12 protein-coding genes are annotated in these 13,427 nt (G+C 71.0%); 8 read left to right on the top strand and 4 right to left on the bottom strand.

Going from position 1 to position 13,427, the window contains the following annotated elements; genetic code table 11:
• Nucleotides 1-241 precede the first annotated feature (241 nt).
• Nucleotides 242-922, top strand: a complete 681-nt coding sequence (phoU, locus tag AB0R04_RS25800; protein ID WP_063348792.1) for a phosphate signaling complex protein PhoU — start codon at nt 242-244, stop codon at nt 920-922.
• A gap of 252 nt (nt 923-1,174) precedes the next feature.
• The gene (locus tag AB0R04_RS25795; RefSeq protein ID WP_063348791.1) at nt 1,175-1,354 is read left to right on the top strand and encodes a hypothetical protein; all 180 of its coding nucleotides are present in this window, start codon (nt 1,175-1,177) and stop codon (nt 1,352-1,354) included.
• Nucleotides 1,355-1,469: 115 nt separating this feature from the next.
• Here AB0R04_RS25795 and AB0R04_RS25790 read toward each other — a convergent pair whose 3' ends face one another.
• The 3 genes from AB0R04_RS25790 to AB0R04_RS25780 form a co-directional block, all read right to left on the bottom strand.
• Nucleotides 1,470-2,060, bottom strand: a complete 591-nt coding sequence (locus AB0R04_RS25790; RefSeq protein WP_363375136.1) for a lytic polysaccharide monooxygenase — start codon at nt 2,058-2,060, stop codon at nt 1,470-1,472.
• 1,129 nt (nt 2,061-3,189) lie between these two features.
• A complete protein-coding gene (locus tag AB0R04_RS25785) occupies nt 3,190-3,999 on the bottom strand; it encodes a hypothetical protein (RefSeq protein ID WP_363375135.1) in 810 nt (269 codons plus the stop codon).
• Between the two features lie 3 nt (nt 4,000-4,002).
• On the bottom strand, nt 4,003-4,827 hold the full coding sequence (locus tag AB0R04_RS25780; RefSeq protein WP_363375132.1) for a sigma-70 family RNA polymerase sigma factor: 825 nt from the start codon (nt 4,825-4,827) through the stop codon (nt 4,003-4,005).
• A gap of 245 nt (nt 4,828-5,072) precedes the next feature.
• Between AB0R04_RS25780 and AB0R04_RS25775 the strand changes: the two genes are divergently transcribed.
• The 5 genes from AB0R04_RS25775 (at nt 5,073) to AB0R04_RS25755 (ending at nt 11,071) form a co-directional block, all read left to right on the top strand.
• A complete protein-coding gene (locus tag AB0R04_RS25775; RefSeq protein WP_363375130.1) occupies nt 5,073-5,498 on the top strand; it encodes a hypothetical protein in 426 nt (141 codons plus the stop codon).
• A 589-nt stretch (nt 5,499-6,087) separates the two neighbouring features.
• On the top strand, nt 6,088-6,756 hold the full coding sequence (locus tag AB0R04_RS25770) for a hypothetical protein (protein WP_363375128.1): 669 nt from the start codon (nt 6,088-6,090) through the stop codon (nt 6,754-6,756).
• Nucleotides 6,756-8,069, top strand: a complete 1,314-nt coding sequence (locus AB0R04_RS25765; protein WP_363375125.1) for a DUF3987 domain-containing protein — start codon at nt 6,756-6,758, stop codon at nt 8,067-8,069. The genes AB0R04_RS25770 and AB0R04_RS25765 overlap by 1 nt, the downstream gene beginning before the upstream one ends.
• A 1,066-nt stretch (nt 8,070-9,135) precedes the next feature.
• Nucleotides 9,136-9,354: a helix-turn-helix domain-containing protein gene (locus tag AB0R04_RS25760; protein ID WP_363375123.1), complete on the top strand. Its 219-nt coding sequence runs from the start codon at nt 9,136-9,138 to the stop codon at nt 9,352-9,354.
• Between the two features lie 478 nt (nt 9,355-9,832).
• A complete protein-coding gene (locus tag AB0R04_RS25755; protein ID WP_363375120.1) occupies nt 9,833-11,071 on the top strand; it encodes a tyrosine-type recombinase/integrase in 1,239 nt (412 codons plus the stop codon).
• An 81-nt stretch (nt 11,072-11,152) separates the two neighbouring features.
• Here the strand turns inward: AB0R04_RS25755 and AB0R04_RS25750 are convergent, their stop codons facing one another.
• A complete protein-coding gene (locus AB0R04_RS25750; RefSeq protein ID WP_063348789.1) occupies nt 11,153-11,911 on the bottom strand; it encodes a phosphoglyceromutase in 759 nt (252 codons plus the stop codon).
• A gap of 149 nt (nt 11,912-12,060) precedes the next feature.
• On the opposite strand from AB0R04_RS25750, the gene AB0R04_RS25745 reads away from it, so the two are divergent.
• Nucleotides 12,061-13,419, top strand: coding sequence for an MFS transporter (locus AB0R04_RS25745; RefSeq protein ID WP_363375117.1), 1,359 nt, complete (start codon nt 12,061-12,063; stop codon nt 13,417-13,419).
• Nucleotides 13,420-13,427 lie beyond the last annotated feature (8 nt).

The following is a 13,427-nucleotide window of genomic DNA, read 5'->3' as shown; positions in this document are numbered from 1 at the left end:
GCCGAGAATTCACCTTCACGTGGCCGCTGATTCACCACACCGGCCGTGCATCGTCGCCCGGACGGCCCAGAGTTGGCCATGCAGCCCGTGTGGGAGTGGGCGGCGGGCCGAACCACCGGCCGCCGTCTCAGGTGTGCGCGTACGATTCGCGCCACCAGCAGCGGTCACCCGGACGACAAGACGATCGTCGGACGGGCCGGCCGGTCGGCACCGCCACCGACACAGCTACTGAGGAGAGAGCATGCGCGACGCGTACCACGAGGAACTCGATGCGATCGGCGACAGCCTGGTCGAGATGGCCCGACTGGTCGGCTCGGCCCTGGGCCGGGCCACCACCGCACTCCTCGACGCGGACCTGGCGCTGGCGGAGAGCGTGATCGCCGCCGACGAGAAGATCAACGACCTCCACCACGAGCTGGAGAACCGCGCGATCGACCTGCTCGCCCGCCAGCAGCCGGTCGCCACCGACCTGCGCATCGTCGTCACCTCGCTGCGGATGAGCTCCGACCTGGAGCGCTGCGGCGACCTCGCCCGGCACGTCGCCAAGGTCGCACGGATGCGCTACCCCGACTCCGCCGTGCCCGGCGACCTGCACTCCACCGTGCTGGAGATGGGCCAGCTCGCCCAGCGCCTGGTGGCCAAGACCGGCCTGGTGATCGCCACCAAGGACGTCGACAAGGCCCTGGAGCTGGAGCAGGACGACGACGCGATCGACTCCCTGCACCGCGAGCTGCTGTCGCACCTGATCGACGACCGCTGGCACCACGGCATCGAGACCGCCGTCGACATCACCCTGGTCGGCCGCTACTACGAGCGCTTCGCGGACCACGCGGTGTCGGTCGCCAAGCGCGTGGTGTACCTGGTGACGGGCGAGCACGTGGCCGAGTTCGTGGCCTCGTCGGAGGCCGCGGCGGCGGAGTGACCTCGTGCGGGTGCGGTGCGGCCGCCTCGGGGCTCGGCAGCTCGGGGCTCAGCATCTCGGGGCTCGGGGCTCGGGGCTTCAAGGGGCGGCCGCTCCCCCCACAGGGTGAGTAAACCTGCGACAGGGGTGGTGGGGGCGCACGACGCCCCGTACATCCCACCACTGCGCGCCCGTTGACGCTCCCTCCGATCGGCGGCTTCACTCGACGTTGGGGGCACAGGACTGTGCCCGTCACTAGGAGGGAACAGCTCGATGAAGGCCAACCCCACCCGACCGGCACGCGCCCACGAAACCGTCGAGCCGCCCACCCCGAAGCTCCTGCCCGTCCTCGCGGCCGGCTGCGGCTGCGGCCCCGGCTGCGGCTGCGGCTGCCAGTCCGGCGCGCCCTGCCAGTGCGGCGGCGCGGACGGCGGCTGCTGCGGCGGCCACTGAGCGGTCCGCCGCCGAGGAGTTCCCGAGGTGCACGGCCTTCCGTCGGCCGTGCACCTCGTTGCGCGTCCTGGTGCCGCGCGTCCGCGGTACGGCGTCCGCCGTGCCGCCCCGGGCGTCAGAACTGGACGTCGGTGCAGGAGTAGAAGGCGTTCCCGGTGTCGGCGATCGTCCAGACCGAGACCACGACCTGGTGGCCCGTGCGCCCGCTCGGGACGGTCGCGGTGTGGCTGAGCGTGCTGGGCACCTGCTTCCCGCCGTACGGGGCGATCAGGAAGGGCGTCAGGTCCAGGCTGTCCCGGGTGACGGGCTGGCTCGCGTCGTAGCCCGGCTTGGTCAGGTAGTACCGGAAGTCGGTGGTCGCGTGCCGGGCGGTGAACGTCCAGGTGAAGGTGAGCTGCTGCCCCGCCGTCACCGCGGTGGTCGGCCAGGCGCCGCCGTGCGGGTCGTCCAGCTCGGCGAAGCGGGAGTTGCCGCCGGCGCAGATGGTGCCGTCGGCGGGCCCGGCGTTCGGGAAGCCCTTGGGGCCCTCGACGCTCTGCGGCTCCCACTGGATGTCGCCGCAGTCCCACGACACCCCGCCCGCTCCGCAGAGCGCGGCCCTGCTGGGCGGCGTCGAGATGTACCCGTGGGACTGCGCCGGGACGGCGAGGGTGAGCGGCACCGCGAGCGCGGCGACCACCGCCCCGACGATGTGACGTGTGCGCATGATGCTCCTCCGTGGGGGTGGATGGAGAGTGCGCCGGGACGCAGACGCGCGCGCGTGGGGGTGCGGCGGCCGGGACGGGGAGATCCTTGGCATGCCTGCGGCAGTCCGGCGCCCTCACCGTAGGAGCGGACGCCGCCACCCGTCAATGGTCTGAACCACTATTGGGACGAGCCCGGATCCGACCACCGAATCCGACTTCAACTCGGCTTCCGTACAGTCCGGTTGAACGACAAAGGCCCCGCCCCCCGGCGAACCGGGAGGCGGGGCCGTGTCGGCAAGTGGGTTACTTCTTGCCCTGGGTCTGGCCTGTCAGTTTTGCGGGGCTGATCAAGGGCCTCCGACCTGGGGTTGAGCCGTCGACAGTTGTCATCGCTGGCCGCCCTTGATCGACACCGGACGGCCCACCGGCGGCCCAGAGCTGACCTTCGTCAACTGGCGCCACCAGCCCTCCGGCCAGAGCACAGACGCCCAGCTGCCGCAATCCCGATCAATGCCGATGCCAGCCCGACGGCGTCTCGGTACATGACCAACAGCCCGCCGGCCTGGGGCCAGGCAACCACCACGATCACAATCACGATCGCAACCAAGGACACGGCGCGAGGGTTTGACAGGGCCTGCGGGGAAAGGGTCACACTCATACAGCACCTCCGAGAGTTGGTGTCGGCCACTCACCCAGCGCACGGTTCCTAGGCCTCATGCCGGGTGGGTGGCCTTTGACTTGGGCTCATGATGACCCCAACCCTGCCGACAGCCACAAGTCGCTGACACCCGCCGCGTGTCGTTCTTCTGGACGAAGACGATCTGGCTCTGGCACCACTTCGGAGTCGTGTGAAACATAAGACGTTTCACAGCGTCCGCCTCAACGACCAGGGTCGTTGTCTCGCACTCAAGCTCTCCATAGCACGCAGGTCCGACAGATCACGGAGCACCGCGAGTGACTCGCGGTGCTCCGCGTATGACACGTGAAACCTATAGGTGCATTTGAACCCATCTGTCGCGTGTGGCAAGTCACATGAAAAATGGGGTCCCATGGGCGAGAAATCGCGCCCCGACATCACCCGAGGCCCGGGTTCGGTAGCGGCATTGGCCGACCAGCACCCGGGCGCCTCTCGGGGCTCAGCAGGCACCGTCAGGGGACCTGGCAGAACGCCACGGTTGCATCGTCGCCGGACTTGAAGCGCGGCCAGCGGATCCCTTCCGGGTCCGTGGCCTCGACCTTCCGAACTGCCAAAATCAGCCCGCCAGCTCCAGCCCCCTGGAGTGTCGCGAAGGCGTCCGCCCACGATGCAGCACGGTACTCGGTGACAAGTCGCGAGGCCCCGTCGGACAGAACTGCCGCCGCTCGAATGTCGGCCATCGACGCCACGCCCGTGAGCGCATGGTGTGCCGCTTCGCCGCTAGAGGCAGCTACCCAGTAGCCGTCCACTGTGTTCCGGGTGAGCCGTTGGGCCTCGACCATCCGGCGAACGGCCTCCGTGTGCTCGGACGTCCCGGTGGCGAACCGTTCCGTCTCGGCACGGAGTTCGGGCACCACGGCGTCTACCCGCAGGTCGGTGACCACCTGGTAGTCGTCGGCTCGCTCGAAGACGATCGGCGAGTCGGCGAGAACCAGGTAGTCGAAGCTGTCGGCTCCGGCCCGCAGGATCGAGACCGTCGCCGACGGCGTGCCGGGGTTGCCAAGATCGCACCCAGGGTGGAGCGCGGCGACTTGGTCGAGAGCCTGGGCCAGCCCGTCAGTCAGCGGCCGGCCGGGCCCTGCCAGCGCGGCCATCAGGTGCCCGCCCAGCTGGGCGACGTACCACGGGATGCCATGCCGACAGCCGGTGTCCAACCCGGCCGTGCTCAGGCCGTCCAGGACAACGGCGAGCGTGGGCGTAGCCGCCACCCAGTCTTCGTTCGGGTTTGCGCCGCCCGGAGCGGTGGCGATGGAGACACGCATCTGTCAGCCCTCGTGTCGGTAGATCGGAGTGACCCTGCTGCTCTCCAGAACTTCCAGGGTCTTCGGGTCGTAACGGCAGGAGATGAGCGTGGAGAAACGCTTCGTCCGGACCTCGCGGTACAGCTCCCCGAGGTGGTTCTCCAGGTAGTGCACGACGCCGTTCGCGCCGATCGCGTGGATGCCCGCGACGTAGAGGAACGTCCCCTTGCCGTCGAGGCGGGGGAGTCGAGCGAGGTAGCCGACGTCCCCGGCCGTGCCGTCCACGTCGAGCGGAGAGCGGTACTCGGTCTCGGTGTGCAGGTCCACAAGGTGCCAGGCCGTGTCCTTACGGAACCGCAGGTTGTCGTCGCCTTCGAGCACCTGGGCCACGATCGGGGACAGCCGCGGCCCGCAGATGACGACCAGGTGCTCGCGGTTGAGGTTCACGATGCCGGACGGCGGGATGACCTCGTACTCGGAGTCGAGCTTCAGGCCCGCGAACAGCTTCCGCAGGTGCTCGTAGTTGTTCAGGTCTTCCCTGGTCACGACCTGGCTTGGGTTCTCGTCCGGGGACTTCCCCGCCTCGTACTTGCCACCGACCGCCACGGTCATCGGCCCTAGGCCGAAGAAGGCTCGCTCCGGCGCGGGGCCGGCCGACGCGAGCTGACCGACACGCCCACGGCTTACGCCGAGCAGGGCAGCAATTTCGGTCTGCGACATGCCCGCCGCCGACGCCTCTTCGATGGCCTCCCGGCGGACGCGGGACAGCTCCACCACACGGCTCTGGTAGTCCGCCATCAGGGCAATCGCGGCTTTGGCCCGTTCGATCGGGACGGCCACGTTGGCCACCCGCTCAAGCTCCTCGTGCATGGTGATCCCTTCACTGCCTAGGGGGGCGAAGCAAGCCTACCGCTAGAGGGGCTTGACGCACAGATGGCGACTGCCTACCTTGGGTATCGCGAGAGAGCGAAAGCCCCCCTAAGCGACACAGGGAACGGGCTTAGCGCTTCTCTGACCTGCCCAAACGCAGCGAAGCGGCGCCCCAACCGCCAAGTCAGTACGCCGCTTCGTGCCCCGGTGAAGGGAGTTCCATCATGCACGCTTCGCTCACCACTCAGCCGTCCCTGACCGTCGACGCGGTCGAGGAGAACGTCTCGCTGTTCGGCGAGACGGAACCGGGCCAGGACGAGGCCCGCCTGTCGGTGCGGGTGTCGCTGTCGCTGCGGTTCTACGACCTGGTGGGCCTGCTGGCCTTCCACCCGGCGATGATGCTCACCGCCTCGGACCTTCAGCACTCCGACGAGCTGGCCGAAGCCTTGCGGTACGCGATCATCTCCTCCGACGCCCTGCAGATCGAGGAGTACTCGGAGCTGGCCCGCGCCGCGCTGTCGCACCCGCGCCGGTCGTTCCACGCGTACACCAAGCTCGTCGCCGAGGCCGTCACCCGCACGTTCGGCTTCACGGCCCCCCAGCCGCCCGCTGCCCCGGCGGTGAACACCCTCCGGCTCGTCGCCGCCTGACGCCGGTCCGGGTGGGCGCTCACCGACGCTCACGGGCGCTCGCCGCCCGCTCACCCGGTCGCCCGACTGGCCCGGCTTCAGCCGCAGTCGGCCGACTTTCAGGGGCGCCCGTGAGGCGGTGAACACCCGACTGTTCACCGCCGCTCACGGAACCGTTCCCGGCGCTACCCGCCGACCGTTCCCGGTTCCCGGGAAGCGCTTCCCGCCCTTTACCCCCAAGCAATCGGTCGCCCCCTGACCAGGCCTCACGGCCCGACCAGCAACCGACCCGCTCACCGGTGAACACCCCGGCCGTTCACCGGTGAGCACCCCGACTCCAGCCCGACTCCAGACCCGCACAGGAGTAGCTGTGACCAGCCTGAACGGGGCCGACTCCCGCGCCCCCGAACCTCCACCACCCGGAGCTGAAAGCCCGGCCCGCGCCGCTGAAACGGCCACCGGTGCGCCTGAAACGGCGGCCGCCGTGAGCGCCGTTCAGTCGGGTGTTCACCGCCCCGTTCACCCCGCCGCTGAAGCGGCGGCGGGTGCGGTTGAAGCCCCGGTGCGCGCTGCTGAAACGACCGCAGGTGCGCCTGAAGCGGGTGCGTCCGTGAGCGGTGAACGCGCCGCCGTGAGCACCGGTGAGCACCCGGTGAACGCACCCGCCGCCGGTGCCGCTGAAGCGGACCCGGACGCGGTTGAAGCGGTGCTGCTGCCTGACCCGATCGCGCTCCCCGCGCCGGTCCGGGACGCGCACCGCTCGACCGCCCGGTGGGCCGCCGACCGGTTCGTGAGCGTGCTCCGGCGGGTCAGCCCGGCGGTGGTACTCGACCGGTGGGGACAGCCCGTCGGCATCCCCGACTACGGCTCCCCCGCCTTCGCCGCCCTCCCCGCGGGCGACCCGCGCCGTGAGGCCGCGCTCATCACCGCCGCCGAAGCCTGGCGCCAGCAGGCAGAGACCGCACCGGAGTTCATCCACGCCAGCCTCCGCACAGATCTCGTGCTCGGGGAGCAGGCCCGCGCCGCCTGGGTGGCTGAGGACGAAGCCGCGTGGAAGGAGCTGGTGCGCACGGTGCGGGCCTGGTCCAACCACCCGACCGCGCTGGAGCTGGCCGAGCGCCGCAGCCGCGCCGCCGAAGCCGCACGCCGCCCCGTGAGCGCTTCTCCGGGATGGCCGCCGGTGGCCATCCCCGGACAGCCCGGCTGGCACCGCCACCACCACCCCGACGGCCGTCAGGCCGACCTGCCCGACACCCCCAGCCTTGCGGAGAGCGCCTGATGCCCGTCGAACTCCACCTCGCCACCACCACCGACGGCCGACCACAGGGCCCCTCGAACCCGATGTACGACCCGGCACCCGGGATCGACCGCCCCGCGCGGCCGGGCCCGGTGCCGGACCCGGAGGTGTTCTGCGGATGGGTCGGCGACACCGTCCGCGACCTCGACCCCACCACCGAGGCCGACCCCGTCGGCGTCCTGGTGAACCTGCTGTCCGCCGCCGGGGCCGCGATCGGCCCGGGGCCGTTCCTGTGGATCGGCAACGACCGCCACCCCGCCCTCATCTGGGCCCTGACCGTCGGCGCCACCGCCGCCGGCCGCAAGGGCGCCGCCACGAACACCGCCAAGCGCCTGTTCAAGGCCGCCGTCCCGGACTTCATCGGCTGCAACACCCGCTCCGGCCTGTCCTCCGGCGAAGGCCTCATCGAGATGGTCCGCGACGGAGACGGCGACAAGGACCCCGGCGTCGTCGACAAGCGCCTGTGGGTCGTCGAGTCCGAGTACGGCGTCACCATGGCCCGGGGCCGCCGGGAAGGCTCCTCCCTCAGCGGCATCCTCAGGCAGGCCTGGAACGGCGAAGACCTCGGCGTCATGAACCGCGAAGCGCTGCACGCCACCGCCCCGCACATCGCCGTCATCGGCCACATCTCCCCGCGTGAGCTGCGGGCCAAGATGCAGGACGCCGAGATGGCCGGCGGCACCTACAACCGCTTCCTGCCGGTCTTCGTCCACCGCAACCTCCTCGACCCCGACGGCGAAGGCGCCCCCGACGCCCTGATCGACAACCTCGCCACCGCGTGGAAGACCGTGCTCACCGACGCCCGCCGCGTCGGCGAGGTCCGCCTCGACCCGGACGCCGCCCAGCTCTGGCGGGCAGAGGTCTACCCGGCACTGTGCGGGGACGAGAGCGACGAAGGCCCGATCGCCGAGTTCACCGCCCGCGCCGCCCCCTACGCCAAGCGCGCCGCCATGGTCTACGCCCTCCTCGACCACACCGACCGCATCCGGGAAGACCACCTCCGAGCCGCCTGGGCCCTGGTCCGCTACGCCCGCGCCAGCGCCGCCCACATCCTCGGCCCCACCGCCGCCGCCAGCACCGGTGACCCGCACCTGGACAAGCTCCTGAACGCGGTGAAGACGGCCGGGCCCGCCGGGATGACGCAGAGCCAGGTGCAGGTACTCCTCAAGCGGCTCAACGCCACCCAGCGCGCCGACATCACCGCCCGCCTGTGCCAGTTGCCCGGCTTCGCCGCCGCCCAGCTCTCCACCGGCGGACGCCACCAGACCACCTACCTCTACGCCCCGCCCGACTGAGGAGCGGTCCGGAAAGGCCGGAAAGGCCGTAAGGCCCCCTGACCAGCGAAAACAACTGGCGGAAAGTGGTCCGGAATGGTCCGCGAAGGGGTCCGCGATACCCGCCCGCCCGCCTTCCGGCCCCCTTTCCGGACCATTCCGGACGGCTTTCCGCCACACAAAACCCCAGCTCAGACCCCTTTACGGCCTTTCCGGCCTTTCCGGACCACCCCCGGACCCGAACGGAGACCACCCCATGACCCGCCCGACCGCCACCCACACCGCCCGACCGACCATCCGGCCGGACGCCCCACCGGCCACCACGGAGCCCCGGGCCCGCTCCCCACCAAGCCCCTGGCCGCCCTCCGGACAGCTCCCGGCCTAGCGTCACCCCTCGCTAGACCTAGCGACCCCGCTAGCGGGCGGAACCCGATCCGACCAGCCGCCCAGCGTCTAGCGCCCCCGCCGGCCGAACCCCGGAAACCGCCCGCAGCCCGGCCCGGCACCCCGCTCCTGGCCGCCAGAGCGGTGACTGCTCGCAATCTCCCCCCACCCACCCCCCACCCCGGAGAGCCCTCCCCCCACCCGCTCAGAGGCCCGGGAGGGCGCTCTCCGGCCGGGTGGGGGGTGGGTGGGAGGTCACCCTCCGTCACATCAGTTGCCAGTCGTGACCGTCAGGCCCCGGGTGTCAGAAACCGTCTGACACCGCTGACGCCCAAGACCCCGGGTAACGCGCACGCGCGCGCGAACTGACGCCTCTGACACCCCCGTCTGACGCCCCTGACACCCCGCCCGGCACCCGCCTCTGACAGCTCTGACACCCACCCGGCACCGGTCCTGACGGCCCTGACACCCCGCCGAACCCACCCCGCCACCGACCTGACACCCGGACCCGGCCCTCTGACACCGCCCTGACGGCCCTGACGCCCTCACCCACCGCAACCAACCAAGCCCCCTGTCGCCTGTCGCCTGTCATCCCCACCCCGGAACGGGCCCCGCACCACCCGAACCCACCCCCTGACCTGCCCCGTACAGGCGACAGACAGGTGACAGGTGACAGACAGGCCGACCGCACCCGGAGACCACCTTGGCCAACCACCGCGCCCCGACCACCGCCACGGCCCTCCCCGCCCGCTTCCTCACCCCCGAGGACATCGCCTCCCTCTTCGACGTCCCTCTGGAGACCGTCTACCAGTGGCGCCGCAAGCGCACCGGCCCGCCCGGCTTCCGCGCCGGCCGACACGTCCGCTACCACCCCGACGCCGTCGCCCAATGGGTCACCGACCAGACCCGGCAGGCCGCCTGAACCACCAGGGACCCACCAGGGACCCACCAGGGACCCACCAGGGACCCACCAGGGAGGCAGGGAGAACTCCCTCCCCGCCTCCCTGACACCCACCCCCACCCCCACCAGCACATACCCCGCCGCAGGGAGGCAGGGAGGCACCCCACAGACCCCGCCGAACGCCCCGAAAACGGCCCCTCTCTCGGCACCGAACACCTCCCTCCCTGCCCCACCACACACCCCCTCCCGGCGCCCAACCGGACAGCCCACCCCAACCGGCCACCCTGCGGGCCATCCCCGGCTGCCTCCCCACGGCCGCCCCGGGCACCGCCCCGGCCGAGCACCCGCCGGGCCAACCCGGCCCACTCCCCCGAGGACCGCCGGATGCCCACCCCCTCAACTACACCCGCCGCGCGACCTGCGGAAACACCTCGACTACAGGCCCGACTACACCCCAACTACACGTCGACTACAGCCCCAACTACAAAGGAGCGGCCCCATGGCCGGCCACATCCAAGACCGCTGGTACAAGACCGAGACCGGCCACGACGGCAAGCCGCGGCGCGTCCGCACCGACCGCTACGGCACCGGCAAGCGCTACCGCGCCCGCTACATCGGGCCCGACGGCACCGAGAAGAGCAAGAGCTTCCCCGACCGCCAGAAGCGACAGGCGGAGGAGTGGCTGGCCCGGATCGAGGCCGACATGTCGCGCGGCCAGTACCTCGACCCGACGACGGCGAAGACCACGTTCCAGGAGTTCGCCGAGCACTGGCTGAGGAGCCAGACCAGCGACCCCAACACGCAGGCCTCGATGCAGTCGCAGTTGCGGCGGCACGCATTCCCTCGGATCGGGGCCCGGCCGCTCGCCTCGTTCCAGCCGAGCCACATCCGGGAGTTCGTGGCCGAGTTGGAGACCACCGGCATGTCGGGGTCGTACGCCCGGGTCATCTTCTCCAACGTCCGGGCGGTGCTGAGCGCGGCCGTGGATGACGGCTTCCTGCTCCGGAACCCGTGCGCCGCACAGACCGTACGCCCGCCGGTCGTCGGGGCCCGGCGGGTCGTCCCCTGGGAGCCGGAGCGGGTGTTCGCCGTCCGGGAGGGCATGACTGAGCGGTACCGGGCCACGGTGGACGTGGGCGCCGGCTGCGGGCTGCGGCAGGGGGAGATCCTGGGGCTGGCCGTGGACGCGCTGGACTTCGACGACAGCACTATGCGCGTCACCCAGCAGCTCAAGCTGAGCCGAAGCAAGCCGGTGTTCGCGCCGCCGAAGGGCGGGACGCTGCGGAACGTGCCACTCCCCCGGCCGGTGGCCGACGCGCTCAAGGCCCACATGGAGCGGTTCCCGGCGGTGGAGATCACGCTGCCGTGGATGAAGGTGGGCGGACCTCCGCTGACGAAGCGCCTGATCTTCACCAGCCTGTCCGGCTCGATCGTCTGGCGCGGCATGCTCAACGAGGACCACTGGAAGCCCGCGCTGGCCACCGCCGGGGTCATCCCGACGCCGGGCAAGGGCGAGTCCTACGCGTCGGCCCGGGAGCACGGTATGCACGCGCTCCGGCACTTCTTCGCGTCGATCCTGCTGGACGCCGGGGAGAGCATCAAGGCCGTCAGCGAGTACCTGGGCCACGCCGACCCGGGACTGACGCTGCGGGTGTACGCCCACCTGATGCCGGACAGCCGGCACCGGGCCCGCAAGGCGATCGAAGGGGTCTTCAATCCCCAAGATCACGAAGGCTGACGGCCCACAGACGGCCCGGGAATGACGACGGCCCCTGATCTGCGCCATGTGCGCAGGTCAGGGGCCGTTTCGCTTTTGGGCTTACTTCTTGCCCTGGTTCTTGACCGCCTCGATGGCCGCGGCGGCGGCGTCGGCGTCGAGGTAGCGGCCGCCCTTGGTGACGGGCTTGAAGTCGGCGTCGAGCTCGTACACGAGCGGGATGCCGGTCGGGATGTTCAGGCCCGCGATGGCCTCGTCGGAGATGCCGTCGAGGTGCTTGACCAGCGCGCGCAGGCTGTTGCCGTGGGCGGTGACCAGGACGGTCTTGCCGGCGGCGAGGTCCGGGACGATGGCGTCGTACCAGTACGGGAGCATCCGGTCGACGACGTCCTTCAGGCACTCGGTGCGCGGACGCAGCTCGCTCGGGATGTCCGCGTAGCGGGCGTCACCGGCCTGCGAGTACTCGGCGTCATCGGCCAGCACCGGCGGCGGGGTGTCGTACGAGCGACGCCACAGCTGGAACTGCTCCTCGCCGAACTCGGCCAGGGTCTGGGCCTTGTCCTTGCCCTGGAGCGCACCGTAGTGTCGCTCGTTCAGGCGCCAGCTGCGGCTGACCGGGATCCAGTGGCGGTCGGCCTTGTCCAGGGCGATCTGCGAGGTGCGGATCGCACGGCGGAGCAGCGAGGTGTGCAGCACGTCCGGGAACAGGCCCTCGGCGGCCAGGAGCTCGCCACCGCGCGCGGCCTCCTTCTCGCCCTTCTCGTTGAGGTCGACGTCGACCCAACCGGTGAACAGGTTCTTCTGGTTCCACTGGCTCTCGCCGTGGCGGAGCAGGATGAGTCGGTACGTCGTGTCAGCCATGGCCCCCAGCTTAGTGGAGGCAGGAAAAGCGCTGGTCCGGACCTACGGCAGATGTGTAATGTGTGCACCTCCTATCTGACACTTACATACGTCGGCTGACCGGACCTGCCCGTGCCGCTCGGCGGACGCCTGCCCCGGGAGCCCCCCACATGCCCGTCGCCCTGTTCACCAACCCCCGGATCCGAAGGCTGATACAGGAGACGGTGGGCGGGCTACCACGGGAATTCTGGTGGCTCTGGGTGAGCACGCTGGTGAACAAGCTGGGCGCTTTCGTGCTCACCTTCCTCGCGCTCTACCTGACCACCAACCGGGGCTACTCGGCCTCCTACGCGGGCCTGGTGGCCTCCCTCTACGGCCTCGGCTCGGCGGTCGCCGCGATCGGCGCCGGCGTGCTGACCGACCGGATCGGCCGACGCCCGACCCTGGTCGCCGCCCAGCTCGGCACCGCGCTGTTCACCGCCGTACTCGGCTTCACGGACGGCCAGGTGGCGATCGCCACGGTGGCCTTCCTGGTCGGCCTCTGCAACAACGCCACCCGGCCCGCGACCTCGGCGATCATCGCCGACCTCGTCCCGGCCGAGGACCGGGTCCGCGCGTACTCGCTGAACTACTGGGCGATCAACATCGGCTTCGGCCTCTCCGCCGCCGTGGCCGGCCTGATCGCCACCCACGGCTACCTCACGCTCTTCCTGCTCGACGCGCTCTCCACGCTGGTGTGCGCGGTGGTGATCTTCATCCGGATCCCCGAGACCAAGCCGCAGGAGTCACCTCAGCACGGGAAGGGGGCGGACGAGCCGGCGGTCGGCCTCGGCGCGGTGTTCCGGGACGGGCGGTTCATGGCCGTCGTCGGGCTCAACCTGCTGCTCGCCCTGATCCTCCAGCAGGGCAGCACCACCCTGGCCGTCGACATGGGCGCCGCGGGCATCAGCTCCACCGAGTACGGGCTGGTCATCGGCCTGAACGGGCTGCTGATCGTGGTGCTCCAGATCCCGCTCACCCGGTGGATGGAGACCCGCTCCCGGACCGCCATGCTGATAGCCAGCTGCCTGATCACGGGCTGGGGCTTCGGGCTGGCGGCGCTGGCCGGGTCGTCCGCGTGGTTGTTCGCCCTCTCGGTGGCGGTCTGGACGGTCGGCGAGGTCCTGAACGCGCCGACCATCATGGGCCTGGTCGCCGAACTGGCGCCGACCCACGCGCGCGGCCGCTACCAGGGCGTCTACTCGCTCTCCTGGTCGCTCGCCTCGTTCCTCGGCCCGGCGATCGGCGGTCTGCTGCTGCAGCACGCCGGCTCCGCGGTGCTCTGGATCGTGTGCGGGGTCTGCGGCACGGTCGCGGCGGCCGGGCACGTGGTGCTCGGGCGGCGCACGGACGCGACGGCGGGCCGCGCCGGGGCGGTGACGGAGGTCGCGGTGACGGAGGCCGCAGTGACCGAGGTCGCGGTGACCGAGGTGACGGTGACGGAGGAGACGGTGCCCGCCGCCGAGGAGAAGGCTCCGGCGGGCATTTGAGGACGCCG

The sequence above is a fragment of the Kitasatospora sp. NPDC056731 genome, assembly GCF_040687675.1.
Lineage (GTDB): Bacteria > Actinomycetota > Actinomycetes > Streptomycetales > Streptomycetaceae > Kitasatospora.
The sequence above is the reverse complement of the archived record's forward strand: the minus strand, read 5'-3'. Positions and strand labels throughout refer to the sequence as shown.

Coding starts and splice junctions, on each gene's coding strand:
- AB0R04_RS25795 (WP_063348791.1), top strand. CDS start 1,175: ATGAAGGCCAACCCCACCCGACCGGCACGCGCCCACGAAACCGTCGAG.
- AB0R04_RS25765 (WP_363375125.1), top strand. CDS start 6,756: ATGCCCGTCGAACTCCACCTCGCCACCACCACCGACGGCCGACCACAG.
- AB0R04_RS25750 (WP_063348789.1), bottom strand. CDS start 11,911: ATGGCTGACACGACGTACCGACTCATCCTGCTCCGCCACGGCGAGAGC.
- AB0R04_RS25745 (WP_363375117.1), top strand. CDS start 12,061: ATGCCCGTCGCCCTGTTCACCAACCCCCGGATCCGAAGGCTGATACAG.
- phoU (WP_063348792.1), top strand. CDS start 242: ATGCGCGACGCGTACCACGAGGAACTCGATGCGATCGGCGACAGCCTG.
- AB0R04_RS25775 (WP_363375130.1), top strand. CDS start 5,073: ATGCACGCTTCGCTCACCACTCAGCCGTCCCTGACCGTCGACGCGGTC.
- AB0R04_RS25785 (WP_363375135.1), bottom strand. CDS start 3,999: ATGCGTGTCTCCATCGCCACCGCTCCGGGCGGCGCAAACCCGAACGAA.
- AB0R04_RS25755 (WP_363375120.1), top strand. CDS start 9,833: ATGGCCGGCCACATCCAAGACCGCTGGTACAAGACCGAGACCGGCCAC.
- AB0R04_RS25790 (WP_363375136.1), bottom strand. CDS start 2,060: ATGCGCACACGTCACATCGTCGGGGCGGTGGTCGCCGCGCTCGCGGTG.